Origin of the sequence: Kluyvera intermedia (assembly GCF_034424175.1) — a bacterium.
Taxonomy (GTDB): domain Bacteria; phylum Pseudomonadota; class Gammaproteobacteria; order Enterobacterales; family Enterobacteriaceae; genus Kluyvera; species Kluyvera intermedia.
On sequence record NZ_CP139986.1, the window covers coordinates 4629321 to 4651649 of the forward strand.

Here is a 22329-nt window from a genome sequence, read left to right on the forward strand (position 1 = left end):
GAGAACGACTCTATGTAGAGATAGTATATCAAGCGCTTCTTGCTGAATTGATTCAGGTCAGGCTAAACGGCGGTTATTTATACAAATAATGCCGATCCAGCTCACGTTTTGTACAACCACTGCGAAAGTTCAAATTGCTCTGTTTCCCTGCGGGACAACAGAACAGGGATCCTGATGAATAATCACATCGGACCCCGGGAAACGATGCAAAATCGCCTGCTCAACCTGATCGGCAACGTAATGCGCCTGAACCAAAGGCAGGTTATCTTCCATTTCCAGATGGATCTGGATAAAGCGGGTCGGCCCTGACTGCCGCGTTCGGAGATCGTGAGCACCGCTAACGCCCGGCCAGGCGGTGACGATGTCGAAAATTTCCTGGCGCTCGTCATCGGGCAACGCACGATCCAATAATGATTGAACCGCTTCGTACCCCATGCGTAACGCGCTATATAGAATATAGATGCCAATTCCTAATGCAAACAGCGCATCTGCACGATGCCAGCCGTACCAGGAGAGGCCGAGCGCGACGAGAATCGCACCGTTCATCATAACATCAGACTGATAATGAAGCATATCTGCGCGTACAGCCTGGCTTTGTGTTCTTCTCACTACCCAGCGCTGAAACGTCACCAGAATCAACGTACTGATAAGCGCAATCACCGTAACCGCCACGCCAATACCGGGCTGGCTCATGGGTGTCGGCCGCGCCAGATGCTGGAACCCGGTTAAAAACAGGAACAGCGCCGACCCGGAAATAAACATACTTTGCGCCAACGCCGCCAGCGATTCCGCTTTTCCGTGGCCGAACGTATGTTCTTCATCCGCCGGTTGCAGCGAGTAACGCACCACCAGCAGGTTGGTCAGCGAGGCGGCGATATCGACCAGAGAATCCACCAGCGCCGCCAGAATACTCACTGACCCGGTGTACCACCACGCAAAAATTTTAATCACTAGCAGCAACGATGCCATCACCGTTGCGGCTATCGCTGCCCGACTCACCAGCCGGCCATAAGATTGATTCATAAACACTCCCACCTTCAGATTTGCGTAGTATAGCGGAATGTGTGAGGGGGAGTCGGTGACGAATTTAAGACAAAAAAAACCCCCACATCATGTGGGGGAAGACAGGGATGGTGTCTATGGCAAGGAAAAACAGGGTTTATTACTGGTTGCTACGGGTATTGCTACTAAACAGGGTCTGAATCGAACCTTGTTGCATCCGTGCAACATCACGCAGCTGATCCATGCGCTGCTGGTGCTTCTGGTTTAAAGCCGCTTGCTGCTCTGGCGTAAGCAGTCGGTACATCTGGTTGCGAACTTTCGCCATTTCTATCTGGCTGTTCACCTGCTCCTCGGCCATTTTCTCGGCCTGGGCTCGCACAGCGGCTTCATCAAATTTTTCTGCGGTGACAAGGCGATGCATTGTCTCCACTTCGCTAACATTAACAGGTGGACGATCGTGTCGTGCCCGTTGCATCAAATCGCGCATTTGCTGGCGTTGATGTTCGGTTAAACTAATACCGTCGAACATATGGCCCTGGCCACTACTCAGCGGATTAGCTTCCGCCGGGTGCCAGTTAACGCTGGTGACGACTTCATCGGCCTGGCTTAGTGCACTGAATGCCAGCGTTGAGGCCATGACGGCAGCGATAACATTGCGCATCACATGCTCCCAAAAACTTTTGTGTCGCGAATCAACGAGAGACAGTTTACGATTCAGGCTGCAAACATGCGTCAGGGGGTGTAAAACAACGTAAAGTCATGGATTAGCTAGCCCTGATGACGTAATTTCTGCCTCGGAGGGATTAAAATATGAATAAAATTTTGTTAGTTGATGATGACCGAGAGTTAACTTCTTTGCTCAAGGAACTTCTTGATATGGAAGGCTTTAACGTCCTGGTTGCCCACGATGGTGAACAGGCTTTATCGCTGATTGATGACAGCATCGACCTACTTTTACTCGACGTGATGATGCCGAAAAAGAACGGTATCGATACGCTTAAAGAATTACGACAAACACACCAGACACCCGTCATTATGTTAACCGCCCGTGGAAGCGAGCTGGATCGCGTTCTGGGCCTTGAACTGGGCGCAGATGACTATCTGCCTAAGCCATTTAACGATCGCGAGCTGGTTGCGCGTATCCGCGCTATTTTGCGCCGTTCACACTGGAGCGAACAGCAGCAAAATAGCGAGAGCAGTTCACCGACCGTTGAAGTTGATTCTCTAAGCCTGAATCCAGGCCGTCAGGAAGCTAGCTTTGATGGACAGACACTGGAGCTTACCGGCACCGAATTTACCCTGCTTTATCTGCTGGCGCAGCATCTGGGCCAGGTCGTTTCACGTGAACATTTAAGCCAGGAAGTGCTGGGAAAACGCCTCACGCCGTTCGACCGCGCCATTGATATGCACATCTCCAACCTGCGCCGGAAACTGCCGGAGCGTAAAGATGGTCACCCATGGTTTAAAACGCTACGTGGTCGCGGCTACCTGATGGTTTCCGCTTCATGATAGGAAGTTTAACCGCACGCATCTTCGCCATCTTCTGGCTTACGCTAGCGCTGGTGTTGATGCTGGTGTTGATGCTGCCTAAGCTCGACTCACGCCAGATGACGGAGCTGCTGGAAAGCGAGCAGCGCCAGGGCTTGATGATCGAGCAGCACGTCGCAGAAGAGTTAGCCAACGACCCTCCCAACGATTTGATGTGGTGGCGTCGGTTGTTCCGCGCAATTGATAAGTGGGCCCCGCCGGGCCAGCGCCTCCTGCTGGTCACCAGCGAAGGCCGCGTGATTGGCGCTGAACGCAACGAGATGCAGATTATCCGTAACTTCATCGGACAATCTGATAACGCGGATCACCCGCAGAAGAAGAAGTACGGGCGCGTAGAGCTGGTTGGGCCATTTTCTATTCGTGACGGCGAAGATAACTACCAGTTATACCTAATCCGTCCAGCCAGCAGTTCGCAGTCCGACTTTATCAACCTGTTGTTTGATAGGCCATTACTGCTGCTTATCGTGACCATGCTGGTCAGCGCACCGCTGCTGTTATGGCTGGCGTGGAGCCTGGCAAAACCGGCGCGTAAGCTGAAAAATGCGGCAGATGAAGTCGCCCAGGGCAACCTGCGTCAGCATCCAGAACTGGAAGCCGGGCCGCAGGAATTTCTGGCGGCAGGTGCCAGCTTCAACCAAATGGTGATGGCGCTGGAGCAGATGATGACCGCACAGCAGCGTCTGCTCTCCGATATCTCCCATGAACTGCGCACGCCGTTAACCCGTCTGCAACTGGGCACCGCCCTGCTGCGTCGTCGTAGCGGTGAGAGCAAAGAACTGGAACGTATCGAAACGGAAGCGCAGCGTCTGGACAGCATGATCAACGACATGCTGGTGATGTCGCGGAATCAGCAGAAAAACGCACTCTTGAGTGAAACGCTGAAGGCTAATCAGCTGTGGGGTGAGGTACTCGACAACGCCGCATTTGAAGCCGAACAGATGGGCAAGTCATTTAACGTTGACTATCCGCCTGGGCCGTGGCCGCTATACGGTAACCCGAACGCACTGGAAAGTGCGCTGGAGAATATCGTTCGCAATGCGCTGCGCTACTCACACACCAAAATTGCCGTGAGCTTCTCGGTGGATAAAGACGGTATTACCATCCATGTTGATGATGATGGCCCAGGCGTCAGCCCGGACGATCGCGAGCAAATTTTCCGTCCTTTCTACCGCACCGACGAAGCGCGCGACCGCGAATCTGGCGGGACGGGGTTAGGGCTGGCGATTGTGGAAAGTGCCATTCAGCAACATCGTGGTTGGGTGAAAGCCGACGACAGTCCGTTGGGTGGGTTGCGGTTAACGCTGTGGCTTCCGCTTTACAAGAGAACCTAAAAACCATCGGCCTGCTTATGCAGGCCGATTTTTTATGCGGCTATGGGTAGCCCGGACAAGGTGCGAGAGCACCGACTCCGGGATCTCACAGGCTTCACGTTCGTTAACCCTCCCGGGGGCGGCGTAAACGCCTCGCCTGGGCTACTTGCCCCACAATCTTCTGGAATTATCTTCAATCTTGCCGCTTAAACGCCGCTTCTGCATCGTTCGACTCCAGCTAACAGAAAGCCCTGCTGCGCTCAGCAGTCGGTGATACTGATCGTCATCAAATGGCATCGACCAGGCGATCACACCGGCTTCATGCACCGACACATCACTCAGACGCGAAACCAACTCAAGCGGCGCATCGCTGGACACGTTACCTGTAGCAATCACACGATACAGCCAGCCCGTTTTGCCACTGTTTTGCATCACAGAAGCCATATCGCTTATGGCGAAGTGGTAATTGAGCTTAAAGCACGGGGAACGCGGTTGGGTGACCTGGATTAACGTCTCGCCCCAACGATAAATATCGCCGATAAATACGTTGTGTTCATTCATGCCTTCCGTCGATAAATTTTCACCAAATGCCGGGGCATAAAACAGGGAGGCCTGGTCGGGAAAGTCACGCGCCCATTCAGCGTAATGTTCGCGGGGATAGTGGCACAGTGCCCGGTCGGGGCCGCCGTGGATTTTTTTTTCGGCCTGTTCATCGCCCAGCAGCCCGAGATCGTTAAGCGTAAGCTCGCCGTCTACCTGTACTTTAGCAATGGAGCTAGGGCGGCTACCGTCGTAGTCGCGAATTTTTCCTATGAACACATCAACCGGATAATGCATCTGCTGCTCCTTACGCGGATACAAAAAAAGCGAGTCATCAGACTCGCTTCTACAGACCGGCAATGCAAATTATTTTTTAGCGGCGAAACGCGCTGCTGCTTCGTCCCAGTTCACCACGTTCCAGAACTCTTTAATGTAGTCCGGGCGACGGTTCTGGAATTTCAGGTAGTAAGCGTGTTCCCACACATCCAGACCCACAATTGGGAAACCGGAAGCGCCAGAAACGGCTTCACCCATCAGCGGGGAATCCTGGTTTGCGGTAGAAACCACAGCCAGTTTGTCACCTTTCAATACCAGCCAGGCCCAACCGGAGCCGAAACGGGTCGCAGCCGCTTTTTCAAATTCAGCTTTGAAGTTATCAACGGAACCAAAGTCACGCTCGATAGCCGCTTTCAGGTCACCCTGCAGAGTGGTGTCTTTTTTCAGGCCTTTCCAGAAGAAGCTGTGGTTAGCGTGGCCACCGGCGTTGTTACGCAGAACGGTTTTCTTATCCGCTGGCAGTTGATCCAGTTTCGCGATCAGTTCTTCTGCAGACAGGGAAGCGAACTCCGGCAGGCTTTCCAGCGCAGCATTGGCGTTGTTAACGTAAGCCTGGTGGTGTTTGCTGTGGTGGATTTCCATGGTCTGTTTGTCGAAGTGTGGTTCCAGAGCATCGTACGCGTAAGGCAGTGATGGCAGGGTATAGCTCATAATCATCTCCATTATTATCGGACGGCAAACTGTAAACGCCGCGTAATCAGTTGGTTCATTATAGTTAATTAAATAATATTGAAAATGATTATCAATGCCGTAGTTTTAATAAGGTTATAACACATCCGCATAGTCAGCATTTTGTGAGCAAGAACAGCTCATTACCGCCCTCACTGCCATCTTTTCCGCTTAGATGGCACCAGTCTGAAGGTGAATGAACTGACGAATTTTTACACTCATCCTGTCGAGAGACAATCAATACAACAAAAGTTGGATGAGGATAAAAATAAATGAATCATGCGATTACGATGGGTATTTTTTGGCATTTGATAGGCGCAGCCAGTGCAGCCTGTTTCTATGCTCCGTTTAAAAAAGTTCAACGATGGTCATGGGAAACCATGTGGTCTATTGGCGGGATTGTCTCGTGGATAATCCTTCCCTGGACTATCAGCGCAATGCTGCTGCCCGATTTCTGGGCTTACTATCACTCCTTTAGCGCTTCAACGCTCCTGCCCGTGTTTCTATTTGGCGCCATGTGGGGGATCGGCAACATCAACTATGGCCTGACAATGCGTTATCTTGGTATGTCGATGGGTATCGGCATTGCCATCGGTATTACGCTCATTGTCGGTACGTTAATGACGCCTATTCTGAATGGTCAATTTGATGTCCTGATTCATACCCAGGGCGGAAAAATGACGCTTCTTGGCGTGCTGGTCGCCGTTATTGGCGTGGGTATTGTGACCCGCGCAGGCCAGCTAAAAGAACGCAAAATGGGCATTAAAGCAGAGGAATTCAACCTGAAAAAAGGGTTGGTGCTGGCCGTCATGTGCGGCATTTTCTCCGCCGGGATGTCCTTTGCAATGAGTGCCGCAAAACCCATGCACGAAGCAGCAGCCGCGCTAGGTGTCGATCCGCTATATACCGCTTTACCCAGCTATGTGGTGATTATGGGCGGCGGCGCGCTGGTCAACCTCGGGTTCTGCTTTATTCGTCTGGCAAAAGTGAAGAGTTTGTCGATAAAAACCGATTTCTCGCTGCCAAAATCGCTCATCATCAGCAATATCCTACTGTCGGCATTAGGCGGTTTGATGTGGTACTTCCAGTTCTTCTTCTATGCCTGGGGCCACGCCAGCATTCCCGCGCAATATGACTATATGAGCTGGATGCTGCACATGAGCTTCTATGTTCTGTGCGGTGGATTGGTCGGTCTGGTACTGAAAGAGTGGAAAAACGCCGGGCGTCGTCCGGTCAGCGTGCTGAGCCTGGGGTGTGTGGTGATTATTATTGCCGCCAATATCGTGGGGCTAGGAATGGCAAGCTAGATCCTTCAGGCGGCAATGCGACTGCGTTGCCGCCACTGCCCCGGCGTCATTCCCACTTCCCGGTTAAACACTACCGAAAAATAGTTACTGTCCTCAAACCCGCACTGCATCGCCACTTCACCAATCAGCAGTTCAGTATGTTGCAGAAGATACTGCGCATGACAAATTCGTAGCTGACGCAGGTAGTGGTTCACCGTCATGCCGGTCTGACTACGGAACTGCTGGCGCAGCGTGCGTTCGCTGCACGCCTGCTGCTCACAGAAGCTATCCAACGCAAAAGGACGATTGAGGCTCCCCGCCAGCACCGTCAGTAGCCTATCCAGCAGCGCCTCACTCTGTGTCGCGTTCTGGTTATCGGTGGCGTAACGATAGCGTTTGAGGCACACCACCAGCTGGGCAAACAGCAGTTCAGACATCTCATTTGCCAGCGCGTCATCTTTGCGACTCTCCTGCTCAAGCTGGGTCATGATTTGCCGCGCCTGGTTCATGCCGGTACTGCCAATACGCCAGTGCGGCGCCCAGTGTGAACCGTGCAATCCTGGAATATGGGATACCCAATCGAGGTTGAGCTTTAAGCGCTCGGGACAGTAGATAATATTTTGTAAAACCAGATCGTTAACAGAGGCGTAGGAGTGCTTATCTTCAGCGCGGATGTAAAAGAGGTCGCCGCGTGTAATCCGATAGGGGCGGTCATTGAGGATATGTAAGCCGTTGCCGCGCCAGACCATCACCAGCTCGTAAAAATCATGTGTATGTTCAGCAAAAACATTCTGTGGATAGCGGTCAGCCACCGCCACGGCCTGCGCCGGGCTGGTAAAAAATTCAGATTTTCGCAGGATTAACTGACCGGACACGCGGATACCTCTCGACTCACAGCCGATTATTATTCGCCGTTTTGCGCTAAAAAACGGTGATTGTCCTCGCGTTACTGGAGCAACGTGTCACGTCCCTGACGAATATCCCGCGGTGACCAGTTAAATTCCCGGCGGAACAAGGTTGAGAAGTGGTTGCTGTCGCCAAAACCACAGCGGTAGGCAATGTCGGTCACGCTGTCATCGCTATGGCGCAACAGATGCCGCGCCTTAATCAGGCGCAGGCGATTGAGATAACGCTGCGGCGTTAAACCAGTACAGTGCTTGAGCTGGCGATGCAGCGTGCGCAGCGATAAAGAGAAACTCTCTGCCAGCCCTTCCCAGCACACCTCTTCTGCGAAGTGATCTTCAAGCCAGGCCATCAGCTGATTGAGCCGCGCATCATTGTCCTCCGCTCCTTGCTCCTGGCTGCCTTTACGCAGCAACACCAGCAGTTGCATAAACAGAATCTCACGGTTGGCTAACGACATCATATCGATACCGTCCTTCACCTCTTCCATCTGACTGACGATAGCCCGCACCTGCTGCAAAGTGCTCTGGTTTACGCGCCAATGGGAAGGATAGTGACCGTCCTGCTCCTGCGGTAACAGCTTATTCAGCCCTGACAAAAACTGGAAAGCATCTGGTGCGCGATACAACACATTGGTCAGGCACAGGTTATCGGTATGCTCATACAGATGTCGGTCAAAGTCGCGGACGAAGCACACTGTTCCGCCGCAAATTGTATGCGGCTGACCATTGAACACATGAATACCCGATCCATGATCGACGATAACAATCTCATTAAAATCATGATGATGCTCAGGAAATGCGCCCTGCGGAAGTCGTTGTTCGATAGCAACGGGCAGGTGACCTGAAGAGAAGAAATCCACGCTGTGTAGTACGGTCATAACGACTCCCGCCAGATGAGAAAAGTTATCAGGATAGTAATATCCGATGAGCGATCTGACCTTGACGTTTTGACAGTAAAGCGCGCAAATCCGGTCGTTTTTTCAAGAAATAGCCGGAAAGATCGGGAAATGCGCTCACCATCACACCCCCTTAACCCAGTGCCATCGCAAGAATTTGTGAACTCCCTCACGTTCACCTTTGCTTTCTTGCCAGCGCCCTATGGCGACTGTCAGTAACGAGAAGGTTGTTTCATCACCCCTTTTTTAGACTAATCGGTAATGACTCTTAGAAGGACTCTTACCATGACTTTTCGCCATTGCGTGGCCGTCGATTTAGGCGCCTCAAGCGGACGTGTAATGCTGGCGCGTTTTGATGCCGACACACGCTTGCTGTCACTGCGCGAAATCCACCGTTTCGTCAACAATCTGCATAAGCAGGCGGGTTTTGACACCTGGGATATCGATGGGCTGGAAGCCGAGATCCGTATCGGCCTCAACAAGGTTTGCGAAGAAGGCATTCTTATCGACAGCATCGGTATCGATACCTGGGGCGTGGACTATGTGCTGCTGGATAAAAACGGTCAGCGGGTTGGCCTGCCGGTGGCGTATCGCGACAAGCGCACCGACGGCGTGATGGCCCTCGCCATGGAGCAGTTGGGTAAAGGTGATATTTACCGTCGCAGTGGCATTCAATTTCTGCCGTTTAACACGTTATATCAGCTTCGTGCGCTGGTTGAGCAGCAGCCGGATCTCGTATCACAGGCCGCTCATGCCTTGTTGATCCCAGACTATTTCGGCTACCGCCTCACCGGAAAGATGAACTGGGAATACACCAATGCAACCACCACCCAGCTCGTCAATATCGACAGTGATAACTGGGATGAAGACCTGCTGAACTGGACCGGCGCACCGCCGTCATGGTTCGGTACGCCAACGCATCCCGGCAATGTGGTCGGTCACTGGATTTGCCCGCAGGGTAATCATATCCCGGTGGTTGCCGTGGCCAGTCACGATACCGCCAGCGCCGTTATCGCCTCACCATTAGCAGATACTGACGCCGCCTATCTCTCTTCCGGCACTTGGTCGTTGATGGGCTTTGAAAGCAAAAAACCTTACACCAGCGAGCAAGCCCAGCGCGCCAACATCACCAATGAAGGCGGTGCAGAAGGCCGTTACCGGGTGCTGAAAAACATTATGGGGTTGTGGCTATTACAGCGCGTCTTGAAAGAGCAAAACATCAGTTGCCTGGCAACGCTGATTGCCGAAACGGCCAAGCTGCCGGCCTGTCACTGCCTGATTAACCCGAACGACGATCGTTTTATCAACCCGGAAAACATGAGCGCTGAAATTCAGGCCGCCTGCCGTGAAAGCGCGCAGCCGGTGCCGACCAGCGCCGCTGAACTCGCTCGCTGTATTTTCGATAGCCTGGCGCTGCTGTACGCGGATGTTCTGAACGAACTGGCGCAACTGCGCGGTAGGCCGTTTAGCCAGCTTCATATTGTCGGCGGCGGCTGCCAGAACCAATTGCTAAACCAGCTGTGCGCCGATGCGTGTGGGATAACCGTGGTCGCAGGCCCGATTGAAGCCTCTACCCTCGGCAATATTGGTATTCAACTGATGACGCTGGATGAACTGTCCAACGTCGACGATTTCCGCAAGGTGGTGAGCCATAACTACGGCCTCACAACTTTTACCCCTAATCCAGATAATGAAATTGCTCACTACATTGCGCAGTTTCAGCAACAACGACAGACAAAGGAGCTTTGCGCATGACCACTCAACTTGACCAGGCCTGGGAACTCGCGAAACAGCGCTACGCCGCAGTCGGCATCGACGTCGAAGAAGCCTTACGCCAACTGGACCGTTTACCTGTTTCGATGCACTGCTGGCAGGGCGATGACGTTGCGGGTTTTGAAAATCCAGAGGGCAATTTAACGGGTGGTATTCAGGCGACCGGTAACTATCCAGGCAAAGCGCGTAACGCCACTGAACTGCGTGCCGATCTGGAGCAGGCGCTGAGCCTGATCCCGGGGCCAAAACGCCTGAATCTGCACGCTATCTATCTGGAGTCTGACACCCCGGTTGCACGCGACCAAATCAAACCTGAGCACTTCAAAAACTGGGTTGAGTGGGCAAAAGAACACCAGCTGGGCCTCGATTTTAACCCGTCGTGCTTCTCGCATCCGCTGAGCGCAGACGGCTTTACCCTGTCTCACGCTGATCCAAAAATCCGTCAGTTCTGGATTGACCACTGCAAAGCCAGCCGTCGCATTTCCGCTTACTTCGGTGAGCAGCTGGGTACGCCGTCCGTCATGAACATCTGGATCCCGGACGGCATGAAAGACGTGACGATTGACCGCCTGGCGCCGCGCCAGCGTCTGGCCGCTGCGCTGGATGAAGTGATTAGCGAGAAATTCGACACGGCGCATCATATTGATGCCGTCGAGAGCAAGCTGTTCGGTATTGGTGCTGAGAGCTACACCGTTGGCTCTAACGAGTTCTATATGGGCTACGCCACCAGCCGCCAGACCGCACTGTGCCTGGATGCCGGTCACTTCCACCCAACCGAAGTGATCTCCGAAAAAATCTCCGCCGCCATGCTGTACGTTCCGCGCCTGCTGCTGCACGTGAGCCGTCCGGTACGCTGGGATAGCGACCACGTGGTGCTGCTGGATGATGAAACGCAGGCTATCGCCAGCGAAATTATCCGCCACAACCTGTTCGACCGTGTCCACATTGGTCTCGACTTCTTCGACGCGTCTATCAACCGCATCGCTGCCTGGGTTATCGGCACTCGCAACATGAAAAAAGCCCTGCTGCGCGCGCTGCTGGAACCCACCGACGAATTGCGTCAACTCGAAGTTTCTGGTGACTACACCGCACGCCTGGCACTGCTGGAAGAACAAAAATGTCTGCCATGGCAGGCAGTGTGGGAAATGTACTGCCAGCGTAACGATACCCCAGCGGGGAGTCAGTGGCTGGAGAGCGTGCGCGGCTATGAGAAAGAGATTTTAAGTCAGCGTGGGTGATTGACCCTCACCCCGACCCTCTCCCTGAGGGAGAGGGAGAAAACACGACACTGAACAGTTCCCTCGCCCCTTCGGGGAGAGGGTTAGGGTGAGGGGAAAACCCCGCATCAACACTACAGGAACAACAAGACTATGCAGACCATCACCGATTCCTGGTTCGTCCAGGGCATGATCAAAGCCACTTCCGATGCTTGGTTAAAAGGCTGGGACGAACGTAACGGCGGCAACCTGACTCTGCGTCTGGATGAAGCGGATATCGCGCCATTCGCCGCTGATTTCCACGCCAAACCGCGCTATATCGCCCTGAGCCAACCGATGCCGATGCTGGCAAATACCCCATTTATCGTCACCGGTTCCGGTAAATTCTTCCGCAACGTACAGCTCGACCCAGCCGCCAACCTGGGCGTAGTGAAGGTCGACAGCGACGGCGCGGGCTACCACATTTTGTGGGGGCTGACTCATGAGGCCGTACCAACCTCCGAGCTGCCAGCGCACTTCCTGTCACATTGTGAGCGTATCAAACTAACCGGCGGTAAAGACCGCGTGATCATGCACTGCCACGCGACCAACCTGATCGCCCTGACCTACGTGCTGGAAAATGACAGCGCGTTAATCACCCGCAAACTGTGGGAAGGCAGCACCGAGTGTCTGGTGGTGTTCCCTGACGGCGTGGGCATTCTGCCGTGGATGGTTCCGGGCACTGACGAAATCGGCGAAGCGACCGCGGTGTCCATGCAGCAGCACTCGCTGGTTCTGTGGCCATTCCACGGAGTCTTCGGTAGCGGCCCAACGCTCGACGAAACCTTTGGTCTGATTGATACCGCTGAAAAATCCGCAGAAGTGCTGGTTAAGGTGTACTCAATGGGCGGCATGAAGCAAACCATCACCCAGCAGGAATTGATTGCTCTCGGCCAGCGCTTTGGCGTAACCCCGATGGCAAGCGCGCTGAATCTGTATAAGTAAGCATACCGCCTGGCCTCAGCCATTGAGGTCAGGCATCAGAATGCATCCCATTATCTCAACGCTGAGCTAATGGGATGAGTTCTTAGCCAGCCGTGGCACAACTCTTACCCATTCCCCCTCCCTGATCATCACACCAAACCAGCCGAGGGAACGCAGGATTTCACAAGTTAGGTATCAAGGAGAAACACCATGAGTTTTATGTTAGCACTGCCAAAAATCAGCCTGCATGGCGCGGGCGCCATTGGCGATATGGTCAATCTGGTTGCCGGTAAAAAATGGGGCAAGGCGCTTGTCGTCACCGACGGTCAACTGGTGAAAATGGGCCTGCTGGACAGCCTGTTTACCGCACTGGACGCCCATAAAATGTCTTATCACCTGTTTGACGAGGTTTTCCCAAACCCCACGGAAGAGCTGGTACAAAAAGGTTATGCGGCGTATCAGGCTGAAAATTGCGACTACATCATCGCCTTTGGCGGCGGCAGCCCAATTGATACCGCAAAAGCGGTGAAGATCCTGACCGCAAACCCAGGCCCGTCTACCGCCTATTCCGGCGTAGGCAAAGTGGCGAACGCAGGCGTGCATCTGGTGGCTATCAACACCACCGCCGGTACCGCTGCCGAGATGACCAGTAACGCGGTCATCATCGATACCGCCCGCCAGGTGAAAGAAGTCATTATTGATTCCAATATTATCCCGGATATTGCCGTCGATGATGCCAGCGTGATGCTCGATATCCCGGCTTCCGTCACCGCCGCTACCGGGATGGATGCTTTAACCCACGCGGTTGAAGCGTACGTTTCCGTGGGCGCACACCCGTTAACCGACGCCAACGCACTGGAAGCGATTCGCTTAATTACCCTGTGGTTGCCAAAAGCCGTGGACGACGGTCACAATCTGGAAGCCCGCGAGCAGATGGCGTTTGGTCAGTATCTGGCGGGAATGGCATTTAACAGCGCCGGCTTGGGTCTGGTCCACGCCCTGGCACACCAACCGGGCGCAACGCATAACCTGCCACACGGCGTCTGCAACGCCATTTTACTGCCGGTTATCGAGAACTTTAACCGTCCAAATGCGGTTGCACGTTTTGCCCGCGTGGCGCAAGCAATGGGCGTCGAGACTCGCAATATGAGCGATGAAGCGGCAAGTATGGAAGCCATCAACGCCATTCGTAAACTCAGCGCGCGGGTGGGCATTCCAGAAGGATTCAGTAAACTGGGCGTAACGAAAGAAGACATCGAAGGGTGGCTGGATAAAGCGCTGGCCGATCCTTGCGCGCCCTGTAATCCACGCACCGCCAGCCGCGATGAAGTTCGCGAGCTGTATCTGGAGGCATTATGATCCGCAAAGCCTTTGTGATGCAGGTTAACGCCAATGCACATGAAGAGTACCAGCGCCGCCATAGCCCGATCTGGCCGGAACTGGAAGCCGTACTGAAAGCGCACGGTGCGCACCACTACGCTATTTATCTCGATAAAGAACGTAACCTGCTGTTTGCGACCGTCGAGATTGAATCTGAAGAACGCTGGAACGCCGTGGCCAGTACGGAAGTGTGCCAGCGCTGGTGGAAACATATGGCCGACGTGATGCCGTCTAACCCGGATAATAGTCCGGTGAGTGCAGAGCTTAAAGAAGTGTTTTACCTGGCGTAATACCGCAACATGCCCGATGGCGCTTCGCTTATCGTGCATGCACGGCACCACAAATTAAAAAGGCCTCTGTAAACAGAGGCCTTAATTTTTCTAGATTTAGAAGTAGTATTTGAAGCGAACGCGCGCGCCGTAGCGATCGTCGTCGGAGGAGATTTTCTGGTCGCTTTGGATTTTAGACCAGTAAGTCCCCAGATAAATATTGAAGTTTTGCATATTCATGACATTCGGAATTAAATATGACGCATGAATGGTATGAATATCATACGTCCCTTCATCCTGAATAACACAGTCGTTGTAGCAGACTACATTATCAAAATCATCAATTTTGTTATGAGCATAAATATAGCCCAATTCGAAGTTCTTCCACAAAATGTTCGTTGCTGCAGTGAAGTCATCTTCATTACTCGCATCTAAATAGGCGGTATTCAGGTTAAATACCACACCATTTTCCGGATCGGTTTTCAGGCCATTCCATGTCATGGTTAAACCATAGCCGGTACGATCGGATTGGTCGACAAATTCACCCTTTTTATTGGTATAACCGTATGCATTATTAACAACGTTGGATTCCATTGCCGCCGAGAATGAGAGCTCGGTCATTGGCGACCAGGAAATAACCGGGCGCATATAGACAACGTTTTTCTGTTGCTCAACTTCACGTCCGTGATAACTGCGCCCGCCAGGGACGTTATCGCCATCAGCAAACAGCGTGGTTCCGTCTTCAACCAGCGAGTTCAGTTCGAAGTACCAGTCATCAACCTGTTTACTCATCAGGAAGTTACCACCCGAATCAGAACGTCCGCGACCTTCTTTCATCATGTAGATATAACCCTGACCATCGGTGTACAGGTCGTTGGCGGTATTCCCGGAGTGCTCAACGAAGGTATCCTGGTTAAGCGGGAACATATCGAAGGCCTCAAAGCGACCGACTTTGATTTTCCAGTCATCCTTCTGACCGAAGTGGAAGTACGCATCATCAAGGTTCATGGAGCCTGTCATATCGGCTAACGGCTGAATAGAGAAGCCCGCATATTGACCGTTCTCCATTGTACGCGTTCCATCGACACCCAGCAGAATACGGCCGTTCAAATCCCAGCGTTCGTTTGAGTTATCATGGCTGAGCTGCGTCAGCGTACCGCGACGGCTTTCACCGTCCATGTTGAATTCCACGTCACCGTAGATTTTCAGATCGCCATATCCTGTCAGCAGCAGATTAGGCGTAGACGCATTTTTCTGTGTTTCGGTGGCGGCCGTCTGTCCATTCACCGGTGTATTGCCCTGAGCGTCTTTAATTTCTTTAATTTCAGCAGATTGCTGAACCTGCATGTCTTGCACTTTACGCTCAGCCTGGGTGGCGCGAGTTTCCGCGGCTTCCAGGCGTGATTCAAGCTGTTCCAGTCGCTGTTCCAACGTCATTTTCGTTGTTTTAGCAACACCGGTATTGGCCACTAATAACAATCCAATCGCAATAGCTAATGTCGATTTCTTCATTATTCGCTTTCCTTGAAATAAAGAATAACCGGGAAATCCCGAAAGAGATCTCACGCGCACTTATTTTTATGATGAATATTGTTTTATAATTTATTCACCAAATGAAACGAGATCTTAGAATGGAAACGTTTCATCACAGGCACGAGAACACTAGCCAATAAAGTTCAACCCGTAAATAATACATTTTGAAATATCGTGAGCGAGATAACACTGGCGAGCAACAAAATAACAAACAGAGATATGAATATATCTATAGATTATTCTAATTAATAATCCATAGATAAGTAATATTATATAATTGATATGAAAATCAATAAAACACACGGTTATTTATATATTACCGCGTGCTGTTATCAGTTTTGTTCAGCCACCAGCAATGCCATGGTGTCCGGCTCCAGCGCTTTAAACAGATGCTCCTCATCAGCGGGATAACAAATGTAGTCCCCCGCATGCAACTCTTCCGGTGCACAAGTGAGCCCCACCAGCGCTCGCCCCTGAGTCACGATAATATGTTCTACCGAACCCGGTGGATGCGGATGCGAAATTCGATCGGCACCCGGCTGGGTGGTCAGCAGATAGATATCGCGACGCGCTCCCGGTGGACAGGCAGCAAGCAATGTCGCCTGATAGTTTGCCTGTTCAGCGATAACTTTTGTCCCCTCGCCCCGACGAATCACCTGCGTTTTATTAGGCTGCGGCTCCAGCAGGCGTGCAAACGGGATCCCCAATGCCACGCACAGCGCCCACAGGGTTTCCAGACTTGGGTTACCGTTCCCGGCCTCAAGCTGAGAAAGCGTCGATTTTGCAATCCCAGCACGACGCGCAATTTCAGCCAAAGACAGGCCTGTTCTCGCCCGCTCGCGCACCAGGCTCTTAGCAATCACGCTGATTGGCTGTGACATACACAACTCCATCGTTTTATATATCGAACGAATCGTTCGTCTTGAACTACCACTCTGATTCGTTCATTATAATGGATAACTCGTTCGATATGGTAAATATAGATGTCTCTGAACATGTTCTCCTGCCTGAAAGGCGATACGCTAAAAGCCATTTTTCTGGTATGTCTCGCCGTTGGCGTCGTGGGTGTTTCCTATGGTTCGCTGGCGATGGCCTATGGTTTCCCGCTTTGGGTTCCCTTACTGCTTTCGGTCTCCGTTCTCGCAGGCGCGTCGGAATTCATGTTTATCGGTATTGTTGCAAGCGGTGGCAATCCTCTGGCAGCGGCAGCGGCGGGTCTACTGGTGAATGCCCGGCATATTCCTTTTGGCGTGACGGTGAGGGAGTTGGTCGGGCGTCGTGCAGCGAGCTTTATTGGCTGCCATATCATGAACGATGAGAGCGTTGTGTTTGGACTCTCACAGCCCACGCCTGAACAACGTAAAGCCGCCTTTTGGTTGTGTGGGATGGGCGTCGCCCTTGTCTGGCCACTGGGAACTCTATTTGGCGCAGCGGTGGGCAAGCTATTGCCAGCACCGGAAACCATCGGCCTGGATGCGGTCTTCCCCGCCATCCTGCTCGCCTTAGTCATTCCCGCCTTCAAGAATCGCACAACGCTCATTCGCGCCTGTAGCGGTGCGGCACTCTCACTGGCTAGCGTGCCGTTCATCCCCGTAGGATTACCGGTCCTGCTTTCACTGTTTGGCCTGCTGGTGAGGAAAAAATAATGGGTAACATGACGCTGTTTATCGCCGGGATCGCTATTTTATCGGTGGGGACTTATTTGATGCGGCTTGGCGGTGCGAAGCTGGGTAACCGGTTAGCCTTCTCTGAACGTTCTCAGGCACTGCTTTCCGATGCCGCGACGGTGCTGCTTTTTTCCGTCGCTCTGGCCACTACCTTTTATGAAGGAGAGCACTTCTCCGGGATGGCGCGCGTACTGGGGGTTGGTTTTGCGGTGTTTCTGGCATGGCGTAAAGCGCCATTAATCGTGGTGATTTTTGCTGCCGCCATCGCCACCGCGCTGCTGCGTCTGGCTGGTATCCACTAAAGTAGACCGGATAAGCGAAGCGCCATCCGGCCTACCACTGAAACGAAAAAAGCGCCCATAGGGCGCTCTTTCGACAGTTGCGTATTGCTTATTTGTTCAGTTCTGCGGTCATGTGCACGCGGTTACCGCTGTAAGCCTGGGTGATTTTGTAAGAGCTTGCACCCGCTTGTTCGGCCTGAGCGGCGATTTTTGCTTCTGCACCGTCAAGAGTAGAAGCACTGGCGGTGACGGTTTGTGCTGCGAATGAACCGAAAGAAGTTGCGAGAGCGATAACTGCGACAAAAGTTTTGATGCTTTTCATGAGATAAACCCTTTAAGTTGGTTGTTTGTGTAAGGCATGTTGCCTTGATGTGATAAATGATAGGTCACATCTCAATCAACTAAAAGCGGAGTTATTTGTCGATGTCATTCAAAATAACTGAATATAAATTAACCACCGATTAATCGCTGCGGGTGGGTGTAAATCGTCGCCCGGCCCGGCTTGCAAAAACCGACCAGCGTCAGATTACAACGCTCGGCAACCTCTACGGCCAGCGTTGTCGCGGCGGATACTGCAAACAGGATCTCAACGCCACACATTGCAGACTTCTGCACCATTTCATAACTGGCGCGGCTGGACACCAGCGCAGCACCTTTCTGCCATAGCGCGCCCTCTTTGGCGCGATGTCCCAGCAGCTTATCGAGCGCCACGTGACGACCCACATCCTCATGCCCGCCCACCAGCTCACCCGAGGGCATCACCCACGCGGCAGCATGTGTACAACCCGTTTCACGGCCCACTGGCTGAACGTCATCTAAATGACGGAGTGCATAATCGAGATGGGCCAGATCAAATATCTGGCTAAACGGCAGCGGTTGGATAGGCTTCCCGATATCGTTGAGCTGCTCAACGCCACACACGCCACAGCCTGTGCGGCCAGCGAGCGCCCGGCGGCGCTCTTTTAGCCCCATGAAGCGGCGGCTGGAAAGCTCGATTCTGACCTCCATGCCGTTGCAGGCAGGGACGACGTCCATACCGAAGATTTCGCGCGGATGCTCGATAATGCCTTCAGATAAAGAGAAACCTATCGCAAAAGCTTCCAGATCTTTCGGCGTCGCCATCATCACGACGTGAGAGATGCCGTTGTAGACCAACGCAACGGGAACTTCTTCTGCAAGAATATCCTGAGTGGGTTGCATAATCTGTGGCCTTCTGAAGACAGAACGCTCGGCTGCGCCAATCAGCTGCAACGAGGGTTTGACTTCATCTTTAAAATTAAACACGGCAAATACTCTGACAACATCAACAATACGGGGCGTCTATTCCACCACAACACAGGGGAATTGAGGCTTATTATGGATCAAGTTTGTGGTGCAATAACGCACAACTGCACTTATAACGCCACATTATGCGACAAACAATCCCTTGCGCGAAATCTAATCCCTTATAGTTAATGACGTTAATTACCCATCCTCTACCCGCCACAATCCGATCAATTTGTGAGCTAAACCACAATTCAATGTTAATGCGCGCAAATTCTATTCACCTACCATTAACCGTATCGGAACAGGCCTACCGATAATGTGGTATTCTGATTGAAAGCCCTCCTGGAACTGAGGGCATCACATTTTTCAGCACCTTCGTCGTGCTACGGCGAAGAAAAACTACAAGCAATAACAATGTCGAAACAAGGAGCGATCCATGCAGGTCAGCAGAAGACAGTTCTTTAAGATCTGCGCTGGCGGTATGGCAGGAACCACGGCAGCGGCGCTGGGCTTTGCCCCGGGCATCGCACTCGCGGAAACACGGCAGTACAAGTTGCTGCGCACCCGTGAGACTCGTAACACCTGCACTTACTGCTCTGTCGGTTGTGGGCTATTGATGTATAGCCTCGGCGACGGCGCAAAAAACGCAAAAGCCTCGATTTTCCATATCGAAGGGGACCCGGATCACCCGGTTAACCGTGGCGCACTGTGCCCGAAAGGCGCAGGCCTGGTGGACTTTATCCACTCAGAAAGCCGTCTGAAGCATCCTGAATACCGCGCACCAGGCTCCGATAAATGGCAGAAAATCAGTTGGGATGAAGCGTTTGATCGCATCGCCAAACTGATGAAAGCTGACCGTGACGCCAACTTTATTGAAAAGAACGATGCCGGGACTACCGTCAACCGTTGGTTGACCACCGGTATGCTGTGCGCATCGGCATCCAGTAACGAAACCGGATTTTTAACCCAGAAATTTACGCGCGCGCTCGGTATGCTCGCGGTCGACAACCAAGCACGTGTCTGACACGGACCAACGGTAGCAAGTCTTGCTCCAACATTTGGTCGCGGTGCGATGACCAACCACTGGGTCGACATCAAGAACGCCAACCTCATCGTGGTGATGGGCGGTAACGCCGCAGAAGCTCACCCAGTTGGGTTCCGCTGGGCGATGGAAGCCAAAATCCACAACGGCGCGAAGCTGATAGTTATCGATCCCCGCTTTACGCGTACCGCGTCGGTGGCAGATTTCTACGCCCCTATTCGCTCCGGTACTGACATTACGTTCCTGTCAGGCGTCATGCTGTACCTGTTGAATAATGAAAAATTCAACCGTGAGTACACCGAGGCCTACACCAACGCCAGCCTTATCGTACGTGAAGATTTCAGCTTCGACGACGGCCTGTTCAGCGGCTATGACGCACAGGCGCGTAAGTACGATAAAACGTCCTGGAACTACGAGCTGGATGAGAACGGTTACGCCAAACGCGATACCACCCTCACCCATCCGCGCTGCGTGTGGAATCTGCTGAAGCAGCATATTTCCCGCTACACGCCGGAGATGGTAGAGAATATTTGTGGGACGCCAAAAGCCGACTTCCTCAAAGTCTGTGAATACATCGCAGAAACCAGCGCGCACGATAAAACTGCTTCATTCCTGTACGCCCTGGGCTGGACGCAGCACTCCATCGGTTCGCAGAACATCCGTACCATGGCAATGATTCAGCTGCTGCTCGGCAACATGGGCATGGCTGGCGGCGGCGTGAACGCCCTGCGTGGTCACTCCAACATTCAGGGGCTGACCGACTTAGGATTGCTGTCGCAAAGCCTGCCAGGCTACATGACGTTGCCAAGCGAAAAACAGACTGACCTGCAAACTTACCTCACCGCCAGCACGCCAAAACCGCTGCTGGAAGGCCAGGTGAACTACTGGGGCAATTACCCGAAATTCTTCGTCTCAATGATGAAGACCTTCTATGGCGATAAAGCCACGGCTGAAAACAGCTGGGGCTTTGACTGGTTGCCGAAGTGGGATAAAGGGTACGACGTGCTGCAGTACTTCGAGATGATGAAAGAGGGCCAGGTCAACGGTTATCTCTGCCAGGGCTTTAACCCGGTTGCCTCATTCCCGAACAAAAACAAAACGGTCGCAGCGCTTTCGAAACTGAAATACCTGGTGACCATCGACCCACTCAACACCGAAACGTCGACGTTCTGGCAGAACCACGGTGAGTCTAACGATGTTGATCCGTCGAAAATCCAGACCGAAGTGTTCCGTCTGCCATCCACCTGTTTCGCCGAAGAGAACGGTTCTATCGTTAACTCCGGTCGCTGGTTGCAGTGGCACTGGAAAGGCGCTGACGGCCCAGGGGAGGCGGTAACCGACGGCCAAATTCTCGCCGGTATCTTCTTACGCCTGCGTAAAATGTACGCTGAAGAAGGCGGCCCGGCACCTGAGCAGGTGCTGAACATGAGCTGGAACTACTCAACGCCGGAAGAACCTGCGTCTGAGGAAGTGGCGATGGAAAACAACGGTAAAGCGCTGGCCGATATTATCGACCCAGCCACCGGAGCGGTCATCGTCAAGAAAGGCCAGCAGCTCAGTTCGTTTGCTCAATTGCGTGATGACGGCACCACCGCCAGCGGCTGCTGGATCTTTGCCGGTAGCTGGACGCCTGACGGTAACCAGATGGCGCGTCGCGATAACGCCGACCCATCCGGCCTTGGCAACACGCTGGGCTGGGCCTGGGCTTGGCCGCTGAACCGCCGCATTCTGTATAACCGCGCTTCCGCAGACCCACAGGGCAAACCGTGGGATCCAAAACGCCAGCTCCTGAAATGGGACGGCGCGAAGTGGGGCGGTGTCGATATCCCGGACTACAGTGCCGCCGCACCAGGCAGCAACGTCGGGCCGTTTATCATGCAGCCGGAAGGGATGGGACGCCTGTTCGCCCTTGATAAGATGGCGGAAGGTCCGTTCCCGGAACACTACGAGCCGTTTGAAACACCGCTGGGGACCAACCCACTGCACCCGAACGTGATCTCCAACCCTGCCGCCCGTATCTTTAAAGGCGACAAGGAAGCGTTAGGTACAGCGGATAAGTTCCCGTACGTCGGCACCACCTATCGTCTGACCGAGCACTTCCACTACTGGACCAAGCATGCGTTGCTTAACGCTATCGCTCAGCCGGAACAGTTTGTAGAGATTGGCGAAAAACTGGCGAATAAGCTGGGTATTGCCCATGGCGATACCGTTAAAGTCTCCTCCAACCGTGGCTATATTAAAGCCAAAGCGGTGGTGACCAAGCGTATTCGCACGTTGAAGGCAGACGGTAAGGATATCGATACCATCGGTATTCCGATCCACTGGGGCTATGAAGGTGTGGCGAAGAAAGGGTTTATTGCCAATACCCTGACACCGTCCGTCGGTGATGCAAACTCGCAGACGCCGGAGTTTAAGTCCTTCCTCGTGAACGTGGAAAAGGTGTAAC

Annotated in this window: 21 protein-coding genes; 11 read left to right on the forward strand and 10 right to left on the reverse strand. The window is 52.9% G+C overall.

The window, feature by feature from the left end; genetic code table 11:
* Positions 1-129 precede the first annotated feature (129 nt).
* The gene (gene fieF, locus U0026_RS22220) at positions 130-1023 is read right to left on the reverse strand and encodes a CDF family cation-efflux transporter FieF (protein WP_062776538.1); all 894 of its coding nucleotides are present in this window, start codon (positions 1021-1023) and stop codon (positions 130-132) included.
* Positions 1024-1162: 139 nt separating this feature from the next.
* Positions 1163-1663: a cell-envelope stress modulator CpxP gene (cpxP, locus tag U0026_RS22225; protein ID WP_062776537.1), complete on the reverse strand. Its 501-nt coding sequence runs from the start codon at positions 1661-1663 to the stop codon at positions 1163-1165.
* 149 nt (positions 1664-1812) lie between these two features.
* Between cpxP and cpxR the strand changes: the two genes are divergently transcribed.
* Together cpxR and cpxA are read left to right on the forward strand one after the other, a co-directional pair.
* The gene (gene cpxR, locus U0026_RS22230) at positions 1813-2511 is read left to right on the forward strand and encodes an envelope stress response regulator transcription factor CpxR (RefSeq protein ID WP_062776535.1); all 699 of its coding nucleotides are present in this window, start codon (positions 1813-1815) and stop codon (positions 2509-2511) included.
* Complete coding sequence (gene cpxA, locus U0026_RS22235; protein WP_062776532.1) at positions 2508-3881, forward strand: envelope stress sensor histidine kinase CpxA; 1374 nt, start codon at positions 2508-2510, stop codon at positions 3879-3881. The genes cpxR and cpxA overlap by 4 nt, the downstream gene beginning before the upstream one ends.
* 141 nt (positions 3882-4022) lie before the next feature.
* On the opposite strand, the gene yiiM is transcribed toward cpxA, so the two are convergent.
* On the reverse strand, positions 4023-4760 hold the full coding sequence (gene yiiM / locus U0026_RS22240; RefSeq protein ID WP_126440930.1) for a 6-hydroxyaminopurine reductase: 738 nt from the start codon (positions 4758-4760) through the stop codon (positions 4023-4025).
* A 6-nt stretch (positions 4761-4766) separates the two neighbouring features.
* On the reverse strand, positions 4767-5387 hold the full coding sequence (sodA, locus tag U0026_RS22245; protein WP_062776529.1) for a superoxide dismutase [Mn]: 621 nt from the start codon (positions 5385-5387) through the stop codon (positions 4767-4769).
* 290 nt (positions 5388-5677) lie between these two features.
* Between sodA and rhaT the strand changes: the two genes are divergently transcribed.
* A complete protein-coding gene (gene rhaT, locus U0026_RS22250; RefSeq protein ID WP_062776527.1) occupies positions 5678-6712 on the forward strand; it encodes an L-rhamnose/proton symporter RhaT in 1035 nt (344 codons plus the stop codon).
* Between the two features lie 5 nt (positions 6713-6717).
* Here the strand turns inward: rhaT and rhaR are convergent, their stop codons facing one another.
* Both rhaR and rhaS read right to left on the reverse strand, forming a co-directional pair.
* On the reverse strand, positions 6718-7566 hold the full coding sequence (rhaR, locus tag U0026_RS22255) for an HTH-type transcriptional activator RhaR (protein WP_062776525.1): 849 nt from the start codon (positions 7564-7566) through the stop codon (positions 6718-6720).
* A 71-nt stretch (positions 7567-7637) separates the two neighbouring features.
* Positions 7638-8474 (reverse strand): HTH-type transcriptional activator RhaS, encoded by an 837-nt coding sequence (rhaS, locus tag U0026_RS22260; RefSeq protein WP_062776523.1) that lies wholly within the window; start codon positions 8472-8474, stop codon positions 7638-7640.
* Positions 8475-8777: 303 nt separating this feature from the next.
* On the opposite strand from rhaS, the gene rhaB reads away from it, so the two are divergent.
* The 5 genes from rhaB (at position 8778) to rhaM (ending at position 14115) form a co-directional block, all read left to right on the forward strand.
* Complete coding sequence (gene rhaB, locus U0026_RS22265; RefSeq protein ID WP_062776521.1) at positions 8778-10247, forward strand: rhamnulokinase; 1470 nt, start codon at positions 8778-8780, stop codon at positions 10245-10247.
* Positions 10244-11503 (forward strand): L-rhamnose isomerase, encoded by a 1260-nt coding sequence (rhaA, locus tag U0026_RS22270; RefSeq protein WP_062776520.1) that lies wholly within the window; start codon positions 10244-10246, stop codon positions 11501-11503. The genes rhaB and rhaA overlap by 4 nt, the downstream gene beginning before the upstream one ends.
* A 132-nt stretch (positions 11504-11635) precedes the next feature.
* Complete coding sequence (gene rhaD / locus U0026_RS22275; protein ID WP_062776518.1) at positions 11636-12466, forward strand: rhamnulose-1-phosphate aldolase; 831 nt, start codon at positions 11636-11638, stop codon at positions 12464-12466.
* A gap of 189 nt (positions 12467-12655) precedes the next feature.
* A complete protein-coding gene (fucO, locus tag U0026_RS22280; protein ID WP_062776516.1) occupies positions 12656-13804 on the forward strand; it encodes a lactaldehyde reductase in 1149 nt (382 codons plus the stop codon).
* Entirely contained in the window at positions 13801-14115 is a 315-nt protein-coding gene (gene rhaM, locus U0026_RS22285) for an L-rhamnose mutarotase (RefSeq protein ID WP_062776515.1), read from the forward strand. Before fucO ends, rhaM begins: the two co-directional genes overlap by 4 nt.
* A gap of 96 nt (positions 14116-14211) precedes the next feature.
* Here rhaM and U0026_RS22290 read toward each other — a convergent pair whose 3' ends face one another.
* Entirely contained in the window at positions 14212-15606 is a 1395-nt protein-coding gene (locus U0026_RS22290; RefSeq protein WP_062776513.1) for a carbohydrate porin, read from the reverse strand.
* A 353-nt stretch (positions 15607-15959) separates the two neighbouring features.
* Complete coding sequence (locus U0026_RS22295) at positions 15960-16508, reverse strand: helix-turn-helix domain-containing protein (protein WP_062776512.1); 549 nt, start codon at positions 16506-16508, stop codon at positions 15960-15962.
* A gap of 114 nt (positions 16509-16622) precedes the next feature.
* Between U0026_RS22295 and U0026_RS22300 the strand changes: the two genes are divergently transcribed.
* Together U0026_RS22300 and U0026_RS22305 are read left to right on the forward strand one after the other, a co-directional pair.
* Complete coding sequence (locus U0026_RS22300; protein ID WP_126441020.1) at positions 16623-17273, forward strand: AzlC family ABC transporter permease; 651 nt, start codon at positions 16623-16625, stop codon at positions 17271-17273.
* Positions 17273-17596, forward strand: coding sequence for an AzlD domain-containing protein (locus tag U0026_RS22305; RefSeq protein WP_062776508.1), 324 nt, complete (start codon positions 17273-17275; stop codon positions 17594-17596). Before U0026_RS22300 ends, U0026_RS22305 begins: the two co-directional genes overlap by 1 nt.
* Before the next feature lie 88 nt (positions 17597-17684).
* Here U0026_RS22305 and U0026_RS22310 read toward each other — a convergent pair whose 3' ends face one another.
* Positions 17685-17897, reverse strand: a complete 213-nt coding sequence (locus U0026_RS22310; RefSeq protein ID WP_062776506.1) for a YdgH/BhsA/McbA family protein — start codon at positions 17895-17897, stop codon at positions 17685-17687.
* Between the two features lie 128 nt (positions 17898-18025).
* Entirely contained in the window at positions 18026-18775 is a 750-nt protein-coding gene (fdhD, locus tag U0026_RS22315) for a formate dehydrogenase accessory sulfurtransferase FdhD (protein ID WP_218017073.1), read from the reverse strand.
* A 502-nt stretch (positions 18776-19277) separates the two neighbouring features.
* Between fdhD and fdnG the strand changes: the two genes are divergently transcribed.
* Positions 19278-22328, forward strand: coding sequence for a formate dehydrogenase-N subunit alpha (gene fdnG / locus U0026_RS22320; RefSeq protein WP_153743971.1), 3051 nt, complete (start codon positions 19278-19280; stop codon positions 22326-22328).
* The last annotated feature ends 1 nt before the right edge of the window (position 22329 follow it).